General features: G+C 35.0%; 16 protein-coding genes and 1 tRNA gene. 8 read left to right on the top strand and 9 right to left on the bottom strand.

The features are described from left to right. Positions 1-2: 2 nt before the first annotated feature. Together ACFINU_RS04320 and ACFINU_RS04315 are read right to left on the bottom strand one after the other, a co-directional pair. The gene (locus ACFINU_RS04320) at positions 3-257 is read right to left on the bottom strand and encodes a hypothetical protein (protein ID WP_375640424.1); all 255 of its coding nucleotides are present in this window, start codon (positions 255-257) and stop codon (positions 3-5) included. A gap of 15 nt (positions 258-272) precedes the next feature. Further along, positions 273-398 (bottom strand): hypothetical protein, encoded by a 126-nt coding sequence (locus tag ACFINU_RS04315; protein WP_375618204.1) that lies wholly within the window; start codon positions 396-398, stop codon positions 273-275. Positions 399-1,007: 609 nt separating this feature from the next. On the opposite strand from ACFINU_RS04315, the gene ACFINU_RS04310 reads away from it, so the two are divergent. Further along, a complete protein-coding gene (locus ACFINU_RS04310; RefSeq protein WP_007347852.1) occupies positions 1,008-1,322 on the top strand; it encodes a helix-turn-helix domain-containing protein in 315 nt (104 codons plus the stop codon). Here ACFINU_RS04310 and ACFINU_RS04305 read toward each other — a convergent pair. Both ACFINU_RS04305 and ACFINU_RS04300 read right to left on the bottom strand, forming a co-directional pair. Further along, entirely contained in the window at positions 1,246-1,428 is a 183-nt protein-coding gene (locus tag ACFINU_RS04305; protein WP_273790801.1) for a hypothetical protein, read from the bottom strand. The genes ACFINU_RS04310 and ACFINU_RS04305 overlap by 77 nt on opposite strands. A gap of 1,696 nt (positions 1,429-3,124) precedes the next feature. Beyond that, a tRNA-Ile gene (locus ACFINU_RS04300) sits at positions 3,125-3,201 on the bottom strand. 170 nt (positions 3,202-3,371) lie between these two features. Here ACFINU_RS04300 and ACFINU_RS04295 point away from each other — a divergent pair. Then, positions 3,372-4,115 (top strand): SIMPL domain-containing protein, encoded by a 744-nt coding sequence (locus tag ACFINU_RS04295; RefSeq protein WP_375618203.1) that lies wholly within the window; start codon positions 3,372-3,374, stop codon positions 4,113-4,115. Positions 4,116-4,144: 29 nt separating this feature from the next. Here ACFINU_RS04295 and ACFINU_RS04290 read toward each other — a convergent pair whose 3' ends face one another. The 3 genes from ACFINU_RS04290 to dnaG form a co-directional block, all read right to left on the bottom strand. Next, the gene (locus ACFINU_RS04290; RefSeq protein ID WP_375618202.1) at positions 4,145-4,606 is read right to left on the bottom strand and encodes a YcgN family cysteine cluster protein; all 462 of its coding nucleotides are present in this window, start codon (positions 4,604-4,606) and stop codon (positions 4,145-4,147) included. 609 nt (positions 4,607-5,215) lie between these two features. Further along, positions 5,216-7,231 carry an RNA polymerase sigma factor RpoD gene (gene rpoD / locus ACFINU_RS04285; RefSeq protein WP_375618201.1) on the bottom strand — a complete coding sequence of 672 codons (2,016 nt, stop codon included), beginning with the start codon at positions 7,229-7,231 and terminating at the stop codon, positions 5,216-5,218. A gap of 374 nt (positions 7,232-7,605) precedes the next feature. Beyond that, positions 7,606-9,543 (bottom strand): DNA primase, encoded by a 1,938-nt coding sequence (gene dnaG, locus ACFINU_RS04280; protein WP_375618200.1) that lies wholly within the window; start codon positions 9,541-9,543, stop codon positions 7,606-7,608. A gap of 134 nt (positions 9,544-9,677) precedes the next feature. On the opposite strand from dnaG, the gene ACFINU_RS04275 reads away from it, so the two are divergent. The 4 genes from ACFINU_RS04275 to ubiC all read left to right on the top strand — a co-directional run bounded on the left by ACFINU_RS04275 (position 9,678) and on the right by ubiC (position 15,369). Further along, positions 9,678-10,895, top strand: coding sequence for a mechanosensitive ion channel family protein (locus ACFINU_RS04275; RefSeq protein ID WP_375618199.1), 1,218 nt, complete (start codon positions 9,678-9,680; stop codon positions 10,893-10,895). A gap of 69 nt (positions 10,896-10,964) precedes the next feature. After that, a complete protein-coding gene (locus ACFINU_RS04270; protein ID WP_375618198.1) occupies positions 10,965-12,656 on the top strand; it encodes a Na/Pi cotransporter family protein in 1,692 nt (563 codons plus the stop codon). Positions 12,657-13,513: 857 nt separating this feature from the next. Beyond that, on the top strand, positions 13,514-13,765 hold the full coding sequence (locus ACFINU_RS04265) for a GlsB/YeaQ/YmgE family stress response membrane protein (protein WP_375611967.1): 252 nt from the start codon (positions 13,514-13,516) through the stop codon (positions 13,763-13,765). 1,097 nt (positions 13,766-14,862) lie between these two features. After that, positions 14,863-15,369 (top strand): chorismate lyase, encoded by a 507-nt coding sequence (ubiC, locus tag ACFINU_RS04260; RefSeq protein ID WP_375618197.1) that lies wholly within the window; start codon positions 14,863-14,865, stop codon positions 15,367-15,369. Positions 15,370-16,044: 675 nt separating this feature from the next. On the opposite strand, the gene ACFINU_RS04255 is transcribed toward ubiC, so the two are convergent. Next, positions 16,045-16,497 (bottom strand): GatB/YqeY domain-containing protein, encoded by a 453-nt coding sequence (locus tag ACFINU_RS04255; RefSeq protein WP_375609255.1) that lies wholly within the window; start codon positions 16,495-16,497, stop codon positions 16,045-16,047. A 259-nt stretch (positions 16,498-16,756) separates the two neighbouring features. On the opposite strand from ACFINU_RS04255, the gene carA reads away from it, so the two are divergent. Further along, on the top strand, positions 16,757-17,953 hold the full coding sequence (carA, locus tag ACFINU_RS04250) for a glutamine-hydrolyzing carbamoyl-phosphate synthase small subunit (protein WP_375618196.1): 1,197 nt from the start codon (positions 16,757-16,759) through the stop codon (positions 17,951-17,953). Positions 17,954-18,822: 869 nt separating this feature from the next. Here carA and ACFINU_RS04245 read toward each other — a convergent pair. Beyond that, positions 18,823-20,043, bottom strand: a complete 1,221-nt coding sequence (locus ACFINU_RS04245; RefSeq protein WP_375618195.1) for an MFS transporter — start codon at positions 20,041-20,043, stop codon at positions 18,823-18,825. A gap of 547 nt (positions 20,044-20,590) precedes the next feature. On the opposite strand from ACFINU_RS04245, the gene ACFINU_RS04240 reads away from it, so the two are divergent. After that, the gene (locus ACFINU_RS04240; protein ID WP_375618194.1) at positions 20,591-21,430 is read left to right on the top strand and encodes a DUF1460 domain-containing protein; all 840 of its coding nucleotides are present in this window, start codon (positions 20,591-20,593) and stop codon (positions 21,428-21,430) included. Positions 21,431-21,475: the final 45 nt, after the last annotated feature.

The following is a 21,475-nucleotide window of genomic DNA, read 5'->3' as shown; positions in this document are numbered from 1 at the left end:
TTTTACGCCATGAGGAATGCGGCTATATATGAAAATTTTTCATTATTACAAAAATCTTCAGTGTCACAAAGCACAGCATTTCTATAAAATTTTGCCTTCCCACAAATCTTTACATCACCACAAACTAAAGCATCATTATAAACTCGAGCCTTTCTAAAATCACGAGTATCACCACAAAATTCAATACATTGAGCATTCAAAACTTGATCAAAAAAGACCGCATTAGCATAAACATATGCATCTCCACTCATATTCAAATAACGATAAAGTTCTTATTTTTCATAAACATGCGAACTCTTACGAACGACTAAACAACCATATGTTAATGCATTTTTATCAATAATAACATCATTATAAACACAGACTTCATTATAAACCGCAGCATCATAAAAACACATTCATCGCCATAAGGGCATTGATCGAATGTACAATTCTACCAAACAACCACCTTTGTGGATCAGATTACCTTCCTGTTTAATAAAATATCCAAGATCACTTTTTTGATATTTCCCATTTTTTTACGCATATATACGATATACCATCTGATAGTGATCTAATTTATTACAATAAAGAAGAAATCAGTATTCTTTGTCTATGCAATTTACATTTTTTCTACAGCCATTATCCTATCTCTTAAGGCTCTAAAGCTTCGTTATATTCACACACTACCTCAACGCAGAATTTTTTTTACAAATTCTGATGTTGGGGTATATCTTGATTTATAATGCTGCTACGTATACTATTATAGTGAAATCTCATAAACATACGAGTGTGCATCGCCCTTTCTGGTATACACATTTACTTTTTCACAACCGTGGAACTAAGCAACCATTTTTATTGATTCGAATCTGAAAGTGTATGGGGACATTTTGTTATTAGTTAAAAACAACTCTATATGCTTCCTTAGCGAAGAGCTACACATGGATATTTTCACGCTCCTTGTATCATATATTCTGGATTCGCAACGCAATATTAACGCTATAGCGTAAATATGTAAAGGTCTAAAAATGACAAAGACTGAAAAAGATTGGTTCCAACGCTTAGTTGAATTGATAAAAAGTGACGGACGAACAATGATTGAAATAAGCAGAGCTGCAGGCTGTGGACAAAATTACGTCCAACAAATGATAAATGGAGGCAAGAGGCCTTCTGTAGATAAACTCATGGCTATTTTGAATACACTGGGAAATGCTAGTGCCATATATGTAATAACTGGTTTCAACATCTCCGATGAAGACTTAAAACTCATAACTTTGATTTCGTCTGGAGATAAAAAGAAGATTGAAGCCTTAAATGTTCTGTTGAATGAGCAGAATCTGTAGAATTTTCTACTTTATCCAATATCGCTTGCTTTTGAGACGTCGATAAAGACTCCCATTTCACAATAATATCAGATAAAGTTGTTTCAAATTTTTTATCATTCTTCATAGTCATACTCCATGTAGTCACACTATATAACGCTAAAGCGTTTAAAATATATCTCATACCTTAGAAAAAAATATTTGCAATAGGCAGTATGGAAGCAATTGTATACAAACTTATTTTACAAAATCAGATGAAGTTCTATTAGTCATGCACCATGGTGAAACAGAAAGCATCACACGATCCAGACCTTCTTATGAAAATTGGTATAATCTATCAAAAACGCGAATAATGTTACGCAGATCTTGCGATTCGGACCAATAAAAACTAATGTGAAAATATCCCTGAAGACACTCCTGAACTCTATATAAGAGAACACGAAAAAGCTTTTTGAAAAAAATACATCACAATTTATTCTACATAGCACCATCTATGTTTTTTTAACAATATTGCAAAGCAAGAATATAACAATGTTATAGGAATAAATTCTTATAGACAGAGCCACATTACCTAAAACTCTGTAACACGTTTACAGGTAACCTCCCCTCTAAACGCTCCTTGTAAATACTAATATAAGTCTCTATCATAAGCAAAAATGATACTATAAAAAAATAAAACGAATCACCACGCACAATCTTTGTACGTAAATTTTATACAGATTTACAACAAGAGAGAAATTCCCTTATGCAAATGAAGAATTATATTTTCAAAGTATGACTTTGAAGAAGAAGTATACTTTTCCAAAAAAACACCCTCCCTGCCAATAATTTTTCATAAGAGAAAAAACTCATAATAAAGATAAAACTCTCTATACGATCAATACGAGAAAAATGTTAGCAATACAAAAAAGTGCTAGGGTTACCGCAATATTGCCAATTCCTTATGAGAGTAAAATCAAAAAAGACGTCTGCTTTTCAATAATAATTCGGATCACATGAAAACTCTATAATTTAAACATTAAGCAAAAAATACACAAAAAAAGAAAATGGCATTTTAATGAATTTTCCAATATCATAGAAAATATTTCTTACAGAATAATAAAATGCTTATTACAATAGAATCTGGATGATGCAAAGCGATAGAAATAATTACTCAATTGACTTTTCAAAGAACAATTAATAAAATTCTTTTCAGAGAACACGCCCCCGTCATTATGAACAATATTTCTCAAAATATCAAATAGAATTCCTTTCTTGGGAAAAAGAAAATATCAACAAATGTTATCATCGTTGCCCCATGATACATATGAATGCCCATAGATCACATTCTCTTATACACTAACCTTTCATCACGATGATGCTATTCGAACGTCTAAAAGACCTTAACATCACTTAAGAAAAAAGCAAATTTACACTAAATGTTTTTTGAGCCATTTGTTCTGAACAGGTCCAATCTTTAAAATTGGTTTTATTGAGGTCTATTTATTTGCAGAACAAGTATAAATAAACTTATCCAATGAAGCTTTTAGCCTTCTATTTTATGAAGAGCACCACACAGAAAAAGCACAAAACAGTATATGAATTAAGAAAGTAAATAGCGACACATATCAGTTAATCCAAATGCTAAAAGGTTGCAAATGAGAGAACTTCTTTGATGAGACTAAGAAAACATACCATCATATTAAAGCGACTGAGAGAAAAAACTACAACAAACAACGACCAAAAGCTTCTAAAACAAACAGGAAAATAAATAAAAAACGAAAAAGGTAGAATCTCAAAACTTTTATATAAGCGATCCATTTTTCTATTGGACATTTCCCTATTGGTGGGCCCGGAGGGACTCGAACCCCCAACCAAGCGGTTATGAGCCGCTGGCTCTAACCAATTGAGCTACAGGCCCCACATAGGTTGTTTCTCTCTAAACTAAAATGCCCTATGATACAAGAGCTGACAAAGATTATAACCCATCTTTTTCTCTTTTCTATTGGTTTTTTTTTCAGTGCTCTAATTTCTTTACAAAAACTCTTAAAAATGAGAGAATAATTAACTGACAAATATAAAGGTATAGATATGATAGAAAAGAAAATTCAACCACTGAAGGGTTCTCTGGTTAAAACAGTTATATTAGCATTTACACTCTTAGCCACATCGTTGACTGTACATGCTTATGCTGAAGAAAATAAAATAAAAAATGCAACGATTACAGTGACAGCAATCGGAGAAAGTCAAGCAGCACCGGATATGGCCATTATTAATCTAGCCGTTGTTACCTATGACAAAACTGCCCAAAAGGCATTAGCTTCCAATAATCAATCCATCAATGATATTATACAAGCTTTTAAAAACAATGGCATCCAAGCAAATGATTTGCAAACATCAGGCTTATCCATTTATCAGTCGACCTCTGATAAACACCACGAAAAAAAGAATAATGAAAAACTCTATCATGTTTCAAATTCTTTAACCGTGCGCATTCGTGATCTTACCAATGCTGGTAAAATCTTTGATCAAGCGATGACACTAGGTGTTAATTCAGTTAACGGCATTACTTTTACCAACGCAGATACAAAGCCATTTTATCAAGAAGCACGTAAAAAAGCCATTACTGAAGCCATTGAAAAAGCGCAAACGATAGCGCAAGCAGCCGATTTAAAATTAGGAAAAATTATTGAAATCAATGAAAAGGATGATTACTATCACCCAACACCACGTCTCATGAGTAGAGCAGCAGATGTAAGCTACGCAAATACAAATTTTGCAGGTGGTGAATTAAATTATAACGTGAGCGTCACTGTAGTCTTTGCGATCGATTAAGTCACAAACAAGTTGTATAAAAAATCATATTACTGGCCTTCACGTAGAAGACCAGTAATATGATAAAGATAATCTTCCTCAGATAATAATTCGTCTTCGTAAATCTCTATTTGTCCGCGTGCAGAAATATGCGCTGTATGTATCGTCTGACAATCCTCTGATACCAATGGATGCCACCAATGAAGATCTTTTCCCTCATAAATTAATCTATAAGCACAACTTTCTGGAAGCCAACGCGCTGTTTTAACTATCGTAATGTCTAGCGATATACAATCTGGTACAATTAATTTACGATGAGCATAATCTCGACACTTGCAGGTTTCCTCATCTAAAAGACGACAAGCAATACTGGTTGCATAAAGGTCACCCGTATCATCGTCCTCAACTTTATGGAGACAACAACGGCCACAGCCATCACAAAGGCTCTCCCACTCAGAAATGGAAATCTCTTCTAATTTTTTTACTTTCCAAAAGGGAAGTTCTCCACTCATAAAATCAGACACACCTTTTTTAATTAAGACGATCTAAAAAAAATGAAACGTTTAATTTCTATAATTTCATCTATTTCTGTCTCTTAAAAAGATTCAACTCAATGTATACTTTAAACCATGTTCTTAAAAGCTATCTGAATAAAAAGAGAATATTCAAAAATAGCGCATATAAATGAACATAACCTATTGAAACATCTCTTTGTAAACTTAACGAAGAATAAAATGCGTCACCTAAAATGATAGAAAAATTCCGCAAAGAATATACATTTTTCATCAAAAAGTCCGTATGTTGCAATATAAGTTTATTCCTAACAGATCTCATTTCTTAAAAACGAGCCGTGCTATACGCAAGGTAATGTTTTTATCGTTCATTTCTTGAAAGCCCCCTACTCTCTACTCCATAACCACCCTTTGCCCTATATCTATTCTTTTGAGACAGAGAAGTATAAAGCCCCAAAGCTAAGAAAAACATTAAACATCGCAAACTTTCTAGATTGTTCAAATTCTTCCTATGTTTTTCTCAAGAAAGTATCCAAGTACAACATGAAGCACCTCCCCCCTTCATTAAGAAGAAGGAGGAAGTTATTAAAATGGACACGCATTCCTTATTTAAGAATCGAGAAAACTGCGCAATTTTCGTGAACGGCTAGGATGTTTCAATTTACGAAGTGCCTTTGCTTCAATTTGACGAATACGCTCTCTTGTAACTGAAAATTGTTGTCCTACTTCTTCCAACGTGTGATCTGTATTCATCCCTATTCCAAAACGCATCCGCAAAACACGTTCTTCTCGTGGTGTTAATGAAGCAAGAACGCGTGTTGTCGTATCTCGCAGATTAGCTTGGATAGCAGCATCAATTGGTAATAACGCATTCCTATCCTCAATAAAATCACCCAAATGGGAATCATCTTCATCACCAACAGGTGTTTCGAGAGAAATAGGTTCTTTTGCAATTTTAAGAACTTTTCGTACTTTTTCTAACGGCATAGAAAGCTTGCTAGATAATTCTTCTGGTGTTGGTTCTCGTCCAATTTCATGGAGAATCTGACGCGAGGTACGAACAATTTTATTAATTGTTTCAATCATATGAACAGGAATACGAATTGTACGTGCCTGATCAGCAATTGAACGTGTAATAGCTTGACGAATCCACCATGTTGCATAAGTTGAAAATTTGTAGCCGCGCCGATATTCAAACTTATCCACAGCCTTCATCAAACCGATATTGCCCTCTTGAATAAGATCAAGAAACTGCAAACCACGATTGGTGTATTTTTTTGCAATTGAAATGACAAGACGCAAATTAGATTCTACCATCTCTTTTTTTGCAATTGTTGATTCGCGTTCACCTTTCTGCACCTGCATAACAATCCGACGAAATTCACCAATCGAAATAGCCGTTTCTTGCGCAAGATTTTGTATATCACTTCGCAGTTTTTGGATTTCTTTTGCTTCACGCACCGAAAACTCTTTCCAACCAGGTGTAGGCAAAGCAGCAATATAATTCATCCAATCTGCGTCCAATTCACGCCCTTGGTATTCTTTTAAAAAGTCCTCATGGCCAATGCCATAACTATTGGCAATCCGTTTCAACTTACCTTCATTATGAATCAATCTCTTATTGATGTCATAAAGCTGTTCAACCAAAGCTTCGATACGATTTTGGTTTAAAGAAAGAGATTTTACTGCTTGAATCAACTCACCCTTTAATTGAATATATTTCTTCTTCTGAGAAGATGTAAGGGCCCCCTCTTTACGCTCTGCCAAACTGCTTTCAACATGCTGATCTTGTAATTTTCGTAATTTTACATAGGTTTGAGCAATAAAATCCAATGTTTCCATAACTTGAGGACAAAGTTCATTTTCCATTGCAGCAAGCGATAAGTTAACATCGTCCTCGTCCTCTTCATCATCGTCTTCAATGTTTCTCTCTCCTGCGCTCTCCCCCATATTACGTATACCAGAAGACATTTTTTCTTCTACGGTCTTATCAACTTCACTTCGCTCAATAACAGGAGCCTGCTTTGCTTCTGGACCAGCATAAGTCGTTTCAAGATCAATAATTTCACGAAGAAGAATACGCTGCTCTTTTAACTCGTCACGCCAGATAATAAGAGCCTGAAAAGTTAAAGGACTCTCACAAAGTCCCGCAATCATTGTCTCACGCCCTGCTTCAATACGCTTAGCAATGGCAATTTCGCCTTCCCGCGAAAGAAGCTCAACAGCTCCCATCTCACGCAAATACATACGCACCGGATCATCCGTACGATCTGTTACTTCGCGTTTATTCGTTGTCGTTGCAATTGCGTGGTTAGAGGCTTCTACTAAATCACCCCCCTCTACCGTAACTTCTTCTTCATAATTTTCAGACTCAACTTCATCCTCATCATCCACAACATTAACCCCCATCTCAGAGAACATCGCCAAGATATCTTCAATTTGTTCGGATGTAACCTCGTCAGAAGGAAGAACAGCATTGAGTTCATCCATTGTTACGTAACCATTTTTTTTGGCAAGTTTAATCATTTTCTTGATGGCATCATCAGAAAAATCAAGAAGAGGACTATCCAAACTCGCTTGGTTTGTTACTTCTGCATTATCTTTCTGTTTAACCTTTGTTGCCATACCATAACTCCACTCGATCACTTCACAGTTTCCATGTGACCAGTTTTTTTGTTCTCACTAAAATCTACCAATAGTTACTCAATATATACTTCCTGTTAAGAGATTACCATTGGAAAGAATACATTTTGTATACGCCCTGACATCCAGACAAACTTGATACCCAGACAAAAACGCGGGAAAACTCCAGAAGTTTCCCCGACACCTCTCAGCCCTTCTGAGATAATCTCTGCACCCTATCGTAAGAACCAATTTCCCGCTTTTCCTAAAATTTACCCGCTTTTCCTAAAATTTAATTGTCATCTTTATAAAAATGTCACTCCACATAAACTTCCTCATCTAAAATTTAAGTGACTGATTCGCATTAAAAAAGCGAATCATTTTATCGTATCTTGTGTATTCCCGTCTATTTTTTCATCCAACCAACTTCCAAATCCTTCAATTAACGCTTCTGTTGCCTGCATCTGTTCCAGCTCATTTTTTACCTCACGAAGCAGATCAAAAACCTCACTCTTAGGATTTTCTACAAGTTGCTCTTCAATATCCTGTAACCTCTTATGTAGGTGGTGTTCTTGAAGATGCAAGTAGACAGCTTGTTTTAATATAGCACGTGCATTTTCTATAGGGGCTCCACCAAGGATAATACGCATACCAATATTTTGCACAAGATATTTCATACGCTCTAACAGAGCCTTTTGCCCTCTTTTTTCTAAGAATGCAACCATCGTCTCTTTATCATGAAGCTGTTGGTCCCCAAGAATTTCCAACATAGCTTGATGAAAAATTATCAATTGAGTATTTTTTAATTCTAACTCAGAAAGAATTTCAAAATTTTCATACCACAACTCAGGATAGTAAGCTAAAGTGAGTAAAATCACTGCTTCACGCAAAGGGATAGATTGCGAAGAATTTCGTACTATTTCAGAATTTGCTAACAGAGAAAAGGTTTGATCTTTAAAGGTCCTATTTGGTGAAGATTGACCATATCGCCCTTCCCCCCTTTTTTTCGAAAAAGAGGGACGAAAAAAATCAAAAAGGCGTTTTTTTACATCTTGCAAATAATAACGACGGACATCTTCATCCTTAATCGTAAAAATTTGTTGTTTTAGTTGTTTTTCTAGCGCTGCTCGTGTCTCTGGAATTTCAAAATGCTTTCCATAGGTAGCACGCCACCATAAAAGCTCACTCAAAGGAATAGCTTTTTGCAAAAAAGAAGAAAAAAGCTGTGCTCCACCAGCACAAACAATTTCATCAGGATCTTTCCCTTGTGGCAACAAAACAAAGCGTACACAAACCCCAGCCTTTAAAAGAGGCAACACACGATCAGCAACACGAAAAGCAGCTTTTAAACCAGCATCATCACCATCAAAACACAAAATAGGTTCCTTCCCCATCTGCCATAAAAGCTCAATTTGCGCTTCCGTTAATGCTGTTCCTAAGGGTGCTACAACTCCTTCAAAACCAGCTTTAGTCAATGCAATGACATCCATATACCCCTCAACAACAAGGAGTGAATGAATTTTTTCATCGCCAACAAAGCGACTATTTTTGCGAGCTGCTGCCGCGTTATAAAGTATATTTCCTTTATGAAACAGCACTGTTTCAGGGCTATTGAGATATTTTGCTCGTGTCTCTTTCTCTAATGCACGCCCTCCGAAAGCCACCACACGTCCACGCAAATCTTCGATAGGAAACATAATGCGATTTCTAAATCGGTCATAAGAATCCGCGCTCTCCTCATGCACTGAGAGAAGCCCACATTCTTCCATTTGCTTTATTGAAATGCCCCGTGCACTCAAAGCTTCTTTCAAAGCTGTACGCCTTACCGGTGCAAAACCAATGCGGAAACGCTCTACAAGCTCTGGTGTAACACCACGTGCATCCAGATAACGACGTGCTTGCATACCTCCTTTATCGCGTAAATTATATTGAAAAAAATCTGTGGCAATTTTCATCACATCATAAAGGTCAGCTTTTTCCAGTTGACGTTTATGACTTTGTGAATCCAAAATAGGGAGTTTCATTCCCGCAAAATCAGCCAAACGCTCTACACTTTCTGAAAAGTGCAGTCCATCAAGCTCACACAAAAAGGTAAAAATATCTCCACTTACACCACAACCAAAACAATAATAGCGCCCTTTATGATCATCACAATGAAAACTTGGCGTTTTTTCACCATGAAATGGACAACAACACCAAAAGTCTCCCCGTGAAGGCTTACTTTTTCGAGGATCAAAATCCACCCGTTGACCAATCACTGTTGAAATTGGGAGTCTCGTACGCAGTTCATTAAGGAAATCGGGCGGAAAACGCATTATCTCTCACAGAGTTTGAAAATTCTTTTTTGCATATTTAACGACTTTAGAGCATAATTCCAATACTTCCTCTTAAGCAGTTGTAAAATTTTAAACCCTCAACTGCATATATTTTTAGAAATGGAGAATAAAAAGTGATCGAATTTATTGCTCAATATCCGTGGTTAGAGGCTATTTCTTGGCTTGTTATTCTTATTATAGCTGCCCTTTTAGTGAACTTTCTAGGACGAAAATTACTTATTCACGGAGCAAAAAAACTCTCTTCTTTTCTCCCCCAAAATACAACGATCGATATTAATAATGCTATTCAATACATAGCGGATATCATTTCAGCTTTTATTCTTTCAATTGGTGTTAATTTTATCTCAACATTGCCCGATGCATTTAGCACTATCATCGGTAATGTTGCTAACGCCTTCATTATCTTCTTTGTCGTCCTGACAATTTCTTCCTGTCTCAATGTCATTAACATCCTTTACGAACAACGACCAACAGCACGACTAAAACCAATAAAAGGTTATATTCAAATTGCTAAAATTGCACTTTTTGCTGTTGCAACAATTTTAATGGTCGCTACATTGATTGACCGCTCCCCTCTTATTCTCTTCTCCGGTCTTGGTGCAATGGCCGCGGTTCTCATGTTAATTTTTCAAGATACGCTTCTTTCTCTCGTTGCCGGTATTCAAATTTCATCCACTGATATGGTTCGTGTTGGGGATTGGATTGAAATCCCCAATCTCGGTGCCGATGGTGATGTTATTGAAATTGCCTTGCATACTGTTAAAGTTCAAAATTTCGACAACACCATCACCTCAGTTCCTATCCGTAAACTTGTGACCGACCCTTTTAAAAATTGGCGTGGAATGCAAGAATCGGGTGGAAGACGCATCAAACGCTCTCTTTTTATTGATCAATCAAGTATCCATTTTCTCACAAAAGAAGAACAAAAATATCTTTCCCGATTTAATTTATTAGAAAATTATTTCACGCAAAAAGTAGCAGAAATTGATCAATGGAATGCTCAATTAGATAAAAATCATGATATCTTAGCCAATACGCGCCGTTTAACCAACATTGGAACTTTTCGTGCTTATGTTTTTGCTTATCTACAACAGCATCTAAACATCAACCCTAATATGACCTATATGGCACGACAATTACCTCCTACAGAAAATGGTTTACCCTTAGAAATCTATTGCTTTACGAACACCACCGTTTGGATCGACTATGAACAAATTCAAGGCGATATCTTTGATCACCTCTATTCCATTCTACCCTGTTTCGGTCTAAAGGTTTTTCAAAATCCAAGCGGTTATGATTTTAATCAAGTATTAAAAGCAAAAGTGAAATAAAAACAATAAACTTCAATTTATTAATTTGAGGCAACCACATTCACAACAACAAAGAAAGAATAAAGTATCATGAATGGTTCATTGGTACTCCTTCATCTTGCCGGCGCTATTTCTTTACTTCTCTGGGCCACACGCATGGTGCGCACAGGAGTTGAACGCGCCTATGGTGACAGACTTAAATATAAAATGTGCCACGTCGTTTCAAAACCATTGTTTGCCGTAAGTTTTGGGCTTTTTACAGCAATGATTTTACAAAGCTCTACAGCAATAACACTCCTCGTTGGCTCTTTCGTTGAATCTGGTTTTGTCTCTGGAGTAGCAGGACTTATGGCTGTACGTGGAGGAGAATTAGGATCAGCAATCGTTGTAAAAATTCTCACCTATGACCTCACTCTTGTTGTACCCTTGTGTCTTTTAATTGGCACTTGTATCTTCATGGCAACAGAAAAACGTGAATGGCGTCAAATAGGACGTATTGTCATCGGTATTGGTCTTTTGATTTTATCTTTAGAAATGATAAGTACCGCGACAGAACCTTTACGTGAAAGCGAAGTTTTGCCTAGCATCATTCGTTATCTTTCAAGCGATCCTATTTCCACTTTTTTGTTGGCTGCTGGCTTAACCTACCTCTTACATTCATCCATTGCAGGAATCATTTTGCTGGTCAATTTTGCCAACTACGATCTTATCCATACGCAACTCTGTGTTGTCATGGTTCTTGGTGTCAACTTTGGCTCTTCTCTTATAGCACCACTTTTAACGCGCAACGCCTCTCCTAATACCCGCCTCGTTCCCTTAGGAAATTTACTCATGCGTGGGGCAGGGTCAATCCTTATACTTATCTTATTTCTCTCCTTTCACCCTCCCATCACATGGCTTGGCAATAACGCCCCTACTCAAGTGATCAACGCCCATATCATTTTTAATATTTTCATTCTCCTTGCTGGAATACCGCTTTCAAAATGGGTTTTAAAATTAACCACTCAGATCGTGAATATAAGTGCAAAAAAAATGCAAGCCGACAAAACGCTCAATTTATCTGATCAAACAGCTCTTGATGACAGTGTTCTTGATCGCCCAACTCTCGCCCTCTCAAATGTCATGCGTGAAGTCATTCATATTTGTGATCTTGTAGACATCATGCTAGAAAAAATTATGGGACTTTATGAAAAGCCTGATCCCAATATTATTCGTGAACTCAACCAATTCAACACCATATTGGACAAAAAACATATCGCCATCAAACTTTATCTTGCCCGATTAGCGGGACAAAAATTATCTGACGAAGAAGCTCTTCAAACGCAAGAACTTCTAGGCGCCTGTATAAAATTAGACCAAGCAGGCGATATCATTATTCATAATATGTTGATGCTGGTTAAAAAGAAACAACAAAAAGGTTTACAGTTCAGCAGCGAGGGCTGGAGTGACCTCCTTCGTTTCCACGCCATTGTACTAGCCAACGCGCATATAGCATTTAACGTTCTCGTCTCACGTGATACACACACTGCACACCTATTGGTACAAAAAAAAGATCAACTACGAAACTTAGAAAAAGAGATGAGTTTAAAACATTTTAAACGTCTGCGTGAAGGGGATCTCAAAAATGTAGAATCATCCAGTCTTCATCTCGACACTGTGCGCGACCTCAAACAAATCAACTCTCTTTTGACCTCAATGATCTACCCCATTTTAGAAGAACAGGGACTTCTTCAAAATTCTCGTCTACGCAACCCTGCTGAAGAACAAGCAGAAAAAAATTAAACTTTTCAAATAACTTGAATAAAACACACATCACATCGATTATTCAATTTTGAATATGGTCAAGATATTGATTTAATCAAAATATCTTATTATTCGACAATTTAAATGAGCTTTCTTCATCGTAAGTTTCTTTCATTTAAAATCTATTCATGATGAATTGCTCAAAGTCATTTGCTTGCACATTACAAACAAAGCAGCATATAGAATAGAACTCTTGAAGAAAGACGTAAAAATGCCTAACCATCTCAAAGCCAAAACTGTTAAACACATAAAGAATAGGTCAAGAGTATGATAGTTCTAACCTAAACCCGCCTTGTAAAAAGGGAACCGCTTCACAGTAGCAACGAAACAGAAATACTCTATAAGGAATACAAAACCCCACAAAAATGCAACGTTTATATCAAGATTGGTAGAGGTTCAACCTATACAGCCATGCTATAACGTGTCAACGAAACAGTTTTCATTTCAAAAATCATTGATATCAATTGGCAAGCTCCAAATTTTTAAATATCCATTTTACTTATTACTTTAATCACAATTGTTTTTTAAATGTAAGAGAGAGCTTAAAAAGCTTATAAATACACTTTATGAGTTCTTAAAACATTTTCACTAATATTTTCTTCTTTTATTCATATTTCTCAATTAATTAATTTGTTTATAAATTAAAATGTATTATATAATTTATACTTATTAATTATTATATATAATATAAATGTGATTATTATTTTAATATAAAGGAAAGTAATAAGTAAAATCTCTAACAGAAATATCCTTTCCACTGGGTAAAAAAGTAATAAATCTTGATTTTTACAAAGTTTACTCTAGTTACAATTTAAATTCAGGCAAAGGAGGATATCATGGAAAATGCAAACATAGGTTGGATTGCAGCTATTATTATCGGCGGGATTGCAGGTTGGGCAGCACAGTATATTATGAAAAGCCAAACAGGAATATTGTTAAATATTATCTTAGGGATTATTGGCGCTGCGCTAGCAAGCTTTCTTTTTAGTCTTTTAGGTGTAAGTTTTGCTGGTTGGCTTGGCTATCTTATTTCAGGTTTTATAGGAGCCTGTATTCTTATATGGATAGGACAAAAAATTCGATCATAGAGTATTTATTTTTTACACCTTTTGGGATTCAATACAAAACTAGGAAACAACTAGCAGAGTTTGAAATATTCCCCTGTAACTTGTTGTTACCAATTTTGATATGATGGTGAGATGCTTAAGCTGCGATTTTAGGCATACACCATCACCGTATTATAAAACCAAATGCAGTAAAGAACTTTATAACGCACCATTTCATACCTATATAAACTTACGCATATCAGGAGAGATATGTTGCGTTACTTTAACGAAATACGAACTGATTTTTGTACCACGTGCGCAAATCCAGCTTATCTCACTGGAATAACAACCCATAAGGTTACAAAAATCACTAACGATGATTAAAGATTCTACCGTATAATGCTTAATAGCTTACACTCTATCAACAATACCCTTTTTACCAAGAAAACTCGAAGAGCTTTTTTGCATCTTAAGAAATAAAGAGAGACGGAAAGAACAAAATGATAAATAATTTTTTCTAATCTATGAAATAAAATAGTATATAAAATAAATATGAAATAATATTAATGTAACTTTATTATAGAATTACTACATATTATGTTATATGAAGTAATTTTTAACAATTTTAATAATATAATATATTTTAAAGTTTTCAAAAATATATGCATTAATATAAACTTCTTTATTATAAAGAATACGATCTCCTTTACATCTCAATTCAAAAGTTTTGAATATCTCTTCACTTTCTAAAGTATAAAATAAAGTTTTGTTCCTCTTAAAAATTCCTCTTTATATCATCTTGCATAGATGAATTTTTAGCTCTTCTTTATATGCGTTACAAACGAATTTTAAAGCACGAAACATTTTTCCCATTGCTCTCATGCGATAAAGAAATTTCCGTAACACATTGTGAAAGCGCCTTGAACAAAACATAATACTTTATTTTGCTTTTTTAAATGAAAATAATCCTATAATATATACTTCCTGCATATCTTCTTTTAAAGACCTTTGCTTTCGATTTTCCCTTTGATATCTTCCTGTTAAAATCTTGCTGCTTTTATACTCCTTGTATTACAATAGAGCTATCTATTTAACCCAACATAACATATGGAATAAGACTTTAGCTGTGGAGTAAAACGATGTCTGATCTTGAAGATTCCATCTTACCACCTCTAAAGTGGTTTTCTGATCAAAGTCCTCCAATACCAGAAAACGTTCGCGATTGGCTCATGGAATCGGGCTCAATGACGCTTCGATTAAAGAAATATTGTACCTGCCTCCAAGTTCAACCACAACGCGAATGTTTTATTACGCGAGATAAATTAACAGAAGAAGCAGAGCATCTCCCCGAAAGTGCGCATTATTGGCTACGTGAAGTCATATTAATGGGAGATAATAAACCTTGGCTCCTTGGACGCACTGTAATTCCACAAGAAACCCTCCTACACAATCAAGCCTTAATGCATTTGGGAACTGTACCTCTAGGACATTATTTATTTAACAATGACAAATTAACCCGCGATTACATTCATATTGGTCAACAAGGTGCACTATGGGCACGTCGTTCCCGCTTGCGGTTAACGGGTAAGCCATTATTGCTAACTGAACTATTTTTAACAGATTCACCACTGTATCCCCACAAATAGAGGTTACTCATTTTATTCTGCATAATTTATAGATTTTATATAGCTTATAAGGGATTTAATCAGAGAAAAGAATTTCAAAATTATCTCAAGAACACATTACAAACAGAGACTTCTTTTCAAAAGATCTTTTTATTTCATAAACTCAACTTAAAAATCTCTTCCCTAGAAAAAACGTTTTAAAGTTTTGATTTTCTTATCATTAAAACCAGCACTTGAATTAAAAAGATACACACCATATTGATAAAACCATCTATATTTAAATTTCTTGCTGAATAATCACCACTCTAAAATACGGAAACTTTTTATCAAAAAAATACTTTGAAACAGCAAAAAAGACAATAATACACTCCCCAAAATTGGAAATCTGTATCAATTACCTTAATCATCCTATTTTAAAATTTTTAACAGTGCTGACAATAGATCTTTTTAAAAAAGTAAAAACTCTATAATACTTTTGTTTTTTAATGGTCTAACAGCTTTGAAAAACAGAAAATATAATACATAAAAGATGTTTCATTGCTCTATGAGAGCCCAAAAAGTTTCGTTGATATCAAAAAGTTATTTTTTTTATAATAGTATGTGTGTACAAATAAATGAAATTTATCAACATCCTACTGACTTACAAAGGCGACGCACAATAAAAAATATTTTCCAATCCCCTTGAATTAACAAGATCTATTGCAATTTCTTACGAAGACTATTGCACACTTTAGAAAAATTCATTTGCCCCGCATACCGTTCCTTAAGCCATGCCATCACCTTACCGATATCGCGTAATTTTTCAGCCTTTGTTTGTGCCAAAGCTTCACAAAGAACCTGTTCTACTTCCATCTCCTTAAGTTGATAGGGAAGAAATTCACGAATAACTTCTATTTCTGCTTGTCCTCTCTCTGCCAATTCCAAACAACCAGACTCTTTATAGGCTCGCATCAATTCTTCACGCTGTTGAAGCATTTTAGTGAAAACAGACTGTATCTGCTGATCATCCACTTCTAGCTTCCCCTCATCATAATAAAGAATATCACGATCCCTAACTGCAGCATTCATTAAACGAAGTGTAGCAAGACGCGCACTATCTTGCGCTTTCAAAGCAGCCCTAAGAGCCCCATCAATCTGGTTACGCAACATAAATTTATCCAATTTTGTTCAAGAAGAAGATGCCTTTTAACCAATCTTTATCCATCTTGCAATGGAGGATAAAAAAAATAATTAAGGACTCGATCTTCGAAAAGCTAAAACAAGACTTTACCTCTTCATGGAATGTACTTATACTGCCTACTTCAAGCAAAACGTTACCAGAATAATATACACAGCATCTGCTAAAGGTATGATTTTTGTGTAAAGTTGATCATTATACCTTTCAGAGAATAAATTGTGGATACATACTATGATACAAGCGACTTCACCCAGCCACCCTTGGAGTATCAAAAAACCTACAGCCCTCTTAGTCTTAGCAGATGGAACCGTTATTGAAGGCAAAGGAGCAGGTGCTACAGGTATCGCTGAAGCTGAAGTGTGTTTTAACACCGCCATCACAGGCTATGAAGAAATCCTCACAGACCCGTCATACACACAACAAATCGTTAATTTTACTTTTCCTCATATAGGAAATGTAGGGGCAAATAGCGAAGATATTGAAGATCTCTCTCCTCTCAATTGTCATGGTGCTGTTGGCGCTATTTTCAAGGCAGATATTACAAATCCTTCAAATTATCGTGCCAATGAAAATCTTCATCAATGGCTTAAAATGCGTAAAATTATTGCACTTTGTGGTATTGATACACGTGCGCTCACAATTCTTATTCGTGAAAAAGGTGCGCAAAATGCTGTCATTGCACATGATTCTAATGGAAATTTTGATATTCCTTCTTTAAAGAAACGTGCGCAAAAATGGCACGGTCTCGTCAATCTTGACCTTACGAAAGATGTGACATCTCAATCATCAATGCAATGGGATGAAAAACCATGGAGTTGGAATAAAGGATACGGTACAAACAATGTGCACAATCTTCATATCATTGCAATTGACTACGGTATTAAACGTAATATTCTTCGCCTTATGGCAACACAAAAAGCCCGCATTACTGTTGTGCCTGCCCACACAACTGCAAAAGAAATTCTGGCAATGAACCCTGATGGCGTTTTTCTTTCTAATGGACCAGGAGACCCCGCAGCTACGGCTCAATATGCCATTCCAACAATCAAAACATTAATTGATCATAATTTACCAATTTTTGGAATATGTCTTGGTCATCAACTTCTCGCTCTTACAGTTGGTGCAAAGACCGTGAAAATGCACCAAGGACATCATGGTGCCAACCACCCAGTTAAAGACCTTAACACTGGAAAAGTTGAGATTGTATCGATGAATCACGGTTTTGCCGTAGATTCTGCCTCTTTACCACAACATGTTCAAGAAACACATATTTCTCTCTTTGATGGCTCAAACTGTGGTATTCGAATCATTGGAAAACCTGTTTTTTCTGTTCAATATCACCCTGAAGCTTCTCCGGGACCACAAGATAGCCACTACCTCTTTCAGCATTTTAGTGATCTCATTATGAATTATAAAAAAATATCTTAAAATAAAAAGCCTCACCTTTTAGCTTCTCTCCTTCAAATTATATCATCTTCCTACGCACAATTATATTATTTTTATACCTACAACTTATTGAATAAATATTCTTATTTATCATTCTGAAACTAAAAAGAGCGCTCTGAATAGCTTAAATTTTTCTCATTCCTCTCCTCTTAAGGTCGTATCCATCAAAATCATTGACTTCTCCCCCCAAGAAAGATAAGTGGGTCGATAAAAACCATTTTTAAAAAGAGTAAAGTGCCTAACCTTCAAATAAGTATTTGATTCACAGTACAATTTTAAGCATTCTATTGTGCATGAGAAACATAATCCCTCCTAAAGAATAAAAAAAATAAAGTGTGAGACAATGCAATAAATCTCTACTTTTTAAAAGATATTGCCGTAGATGGTTTTGAAAACTGTAAAGTCGAATAAAAAAGTAATCGCAAAACAGAAAACATCTTTTCAATTTTACAAATTTATATTCTTCCAAAATGAGGTTTTCTTTTGATTCCAGAAGTTATGGCAACAAATATAAGCAATATTTTACTTCCAATTTTCCATATAAAATTTGGAATTGTTCATACAATACTGATAAATCTAACTCAGATACGTTTTAATCTTTGTTTTCAATATGCTGCTGCATTAGCATTGGATATTAATTTGCAAGCAATAGAAAAAATACGGACTCCCCTATACAAACAATATCACAAAATAAAAAAATTATTTTCACTAAATGAGAAGGATATATCGATATTCTATACAACACTTTGTGAAATAAATATCACAAAAAACTTTCTGCCTATAAAATGATACATTTTGTTTATCTTGTGCATTCTCTAGCAAAATAGTACGTACCAGCCCCTCTCAATAAATTAACGTACCCGCAAGACAAAAATAACTGTCGCAACAACAAGAAGAAAAAAGCCTCCAACAAAAGGAGCACCAGAAAAATAAAACAGTGCATTTTTATCTGTAAAACATTCAAAAAGAAACACATAAAAAACAGAACCAAATGTTAAACTCAACGAAATAACAGATGTCATCGCTCCTTGCAGTTCTCCTTGTACATTTGTCGGTACCTGCGCTGAAGCAATAGCACGTATAGGTGCATGAACAAGATACTCAAGCATAGTACACACACAAACCATATATACCATCCACCCCTGCGTCGCGAATGTATAGCCCAGCATAGCAACAGAGGCAAACAAAAGCCCCACTATAACAATATGCCAATCACTCCATCGTTTAGAAAAATAAGGCAAAATGAGAGCGACTACAATAAATTGGCCTATCCCAAAAACACTATAGGAGAGTCCAATAGAAAAAGAACTCCAATCATAGCGTTCTTTTGCAATGAAAGCCCAAATGCTTAACCATACAGATTCCGCAAACCAATAAAGAAAAAAGACCAATAACACCCAAAGAACCATCGGGTATTGTTTCAGATGCCAAAAAGCACCTAAGGGATTTGCCCGCTTAATATCAAAAAAGCGCCTATTCCATAAAGAAAGGGTTTCTGGAAGCATAACCCAAGAAAAAATAAAATTAATGAGAGAAAAACCAGCAGCAAAATAAAACGGAATACGCGGACCAAACTGACCTAAAAAACCACCAATAAACGATCCTAAAATAAACCCCAATGCGGATGCAATGCCTAACAAACCAAAATTGCGTGTACGGGTTTTATCATCGGATATATCCGCAAGATAAGCTGTACAAGTTGCAAAACTAGCGCCACTTATCCCTGACAAAAGACGCCCGATAAATAACATAGAATAGCTCCATGCTATAGCACATATGAGATTATCAAGAGCAAAGCAGATAATAGAGAGAAGCAAAATAGGACGACGACCATAACGATCAGAGAGATTGCCAATAACAGGAGCAAACAAAAACTGCATCACTGAATAAGCTGCAAGTAATTTTCCTCTTTCTACAAAAGATGTACTGACCTCTTTTCCAGTTAATTGAGAAAAATATTCAGGCAAAACAGGACAAATGATCGCAATACAAAGAATATCTAACAATAAAGTGATGAACACTAAAATGAGCCCACGCTGAACAAATTTCGGATTGAGCATTTGGTCTTGCATAACATACACACTATTTTACGCATACAATGACTCCCCCGCTCTCTTTTAACTCCCGTTTCCTTTTAAAAGTATTCTATACCCTATACTTTTCATATACAAAATAATAACAAATTAAAAATTACAAAAAGAGTCAAGATAAAAATATAAAATTATTTTTACTTGATATATAATTATCAAATTATAAAAAAATATATTTTATATTAAATGAAAAAAATACTTATGAGAATAAATCATTAACAACTCCTCGTAAGACATAGAATATCAAAATAATTTTATAGATATTATGATTAATTTTATAATACATTATTCAACTTATCATACTGCTAATTTTTAAAACATCAACTCTATTATATAAATCAATAACATATAATAATTTAAATATTTAATAATCATCGTAAAAATATATTAATACTGTAAAAACTGATTATATTTATTGAATCAATCAATATTATATGTTATTATTACATTCAAATCTAATAAGCATGAGAAAACAGTTCTTTTAGTACGTGTTGTCCGTGAACTGTTAAATTTAAAAATGGTGTATAAAATGCAAAAAATATCCCTATTAATTCTCACTTTAATGTTAGTGATAGGACGTGATGTCCAAAATTCTTATTCACAAGAGGGGGGGATAGAAAATAAAATAGAAACACAACAAACAACCAGCGTAGAGCTAGATCCCTATACTTTAAATAAATTAAATGCTCTTCTCAAAAAACGTTCAGAAATAAATGATCACGAAAAAGGAGCCATGATTGACTTTCTTTCTGAAGCTTTTTTAGGAACACCTTACAAAGCTAATATGTTACATGGCTCAGAAAATACACCAGAAAAACTGATTATTGATTTTAGAAGCTTAGATAACTTCACTTGTATGGATTATGTTGAAGCATTGCGCAAATCAACATCCCAAACAGAATTCATAAATAACGTCATAAAAACGCGTTATATTAACGGTAATGTTGATTTTTTAAATCGGAAACATTTTTTTACGGATTGGGCTTATAGAGAATATAAACTCGCCACTGATATTACCGCTGAAATAAGTCCCCATGCGGTAAAAATAGAAAAATATCTAAACAAAAAAGCTGATGGTGAAAGCTATCTTCCTGGACTTCCAGTTGTGAAACGCACAATAACGTATATTCCAAGTAACTTTATTAATGAAGAGGTTATAAGCCGTTTAAAATCAGGGGATTTCATTGGCATTTATGCAAAACTTGCTGGATTGGATGTAACACATGTGAGTTTCTTTATCATGACAGATAAAGGGCCGATGTTACGACATGCTCCTTCACACAAAGAAAATGAAAAAGTCGTCGATACCCCTTTTATGGATTATGTTGCAAAAACACCAGGAATCGTCGTTTTAAGAGCCCTTGAATAACATCATAGCGATATGAAATAGCTTTTCTATTCTTAATAGAGATAT

This window comes from Bartonella sp. AC130YNZD (genome assembly GCF_042196865.1).
In the GTDB taxonomy this organism is placed as follows: Bacteria; Pseudomonadota; Alphaproteobacteria; order Rhizobiales; family Rhizobiaceae; genus Bartonella.
The sequence above is the reverse complement of the archived record's forward strand: the minus strand, read 5'-3'. Positions and strand labels throughout refer to the sequence as shown.

What these genes read in the sequence shown, in the direction of transcription:
- ACFINU_RS04315 (WP_375618204.1), bottom strand. Translation starts at nt 398, where the DNA reads ATGTGTTTTTATGATGCTGCGGTTTATAATGAAGTCTGTGTTTATAAT.
- ACFINU_RS04310 (WP_007347852.1), top strand. Translation starts at nt 1,008, where the DNA reads ATGACAAAGACTGAAAAAGATTGGTTCCAACGCTTAGTTGAATTGATA.
- ACFINU_RS04305 (WP_273790801.1), bottom strand. Translation starts at nt 1,428, where the DNA reads ATGAAGAATGATAAAAAATTTGAAACAACTTTATCTGATATTATTGTG.
- ACFINU_RS04295 (WP_375618203.1), top strand. Translation starts at nt 3,372, where the DNA reads ATGATAGAAAAGAAAATTCAACCACTGAAGGGTTCTCTGGTTAAAACA.
- ACFINU_RS04290 (WP_375618202.1), bottom strand. Translation starts at nt 4,606, where the DNA reads ATGAGTGGAGAACTTCCCTTTTGGAAAGTAAAAAAATTAGAAGAGATT.
- rpoD (WP_375618201.1), bottom strand. Translation starts at nt 7,231, where the DNA reads ATGGCAACAAAGGTTAAACAGAAAGATAATGCAGAAGTAACAAACCAA.
- dnaG (WP_375618200.1), bottom strand. Translation starts at nt 9,543, where the DNA reads ATGCGTTTTCCGCCCGATTTCCTTAATGAACTGCGTACGAGACTCCCA.
- ACFINU_RS04270 (WP_375618198.1), top strand. Translation starts at nt 10,965, where the DNA reads ATGAATGGTTCATTGGTACTCCTTCATCTTGCCGGCGCTATTTCTTTA.
- ACFINU_RS04265 (WP_375611967.1), top strand. Translation starts at nt 13,514, where the DNA reads ATGGAAAATGCAAACATAGGTTGGATTGCAGCTATTATTATCGGCGGG.
- ubiC (WP_375618197.1), top strand. Translation starts at nt 14,863, where the DNA reads ATGTCTGATCTTGAAGATTCCATCTTACCACCTCTAAAGTGGTTTTCT.
- ACFINU_RS04255 (WP_375609255.1), bottom strand. Translation starts at nt 16,497, where the DNA reads ATGTTGCGTAACCAGATTGATGGGGCTCTTAGGGCTGCTTTGAAAGCG.
- carA (WP_375618196.1), top strand. Translation starts at nt 16,757, where the DNA reads ATGATACAAGCGACTTCACCCAGCCACCCTTGGAGTATCAAAAAACCT.
- ACFINU_RS04245 (WP_375618195.1), bottom strand. Translation starts at nt 20,043, where the DNA reads ATGCAAGACCAAATGCTCAATCCGAAATTTGTTCAGCGTGGGCTCATT.
- ACFINU_RS04240 (WP_375618194.1), top strand. Translation starts at nt 20,591, where the DNA reads ATGCAAAAAATATCCCTATTAATTCTCACTTTAATGTTAGTGATAGGA.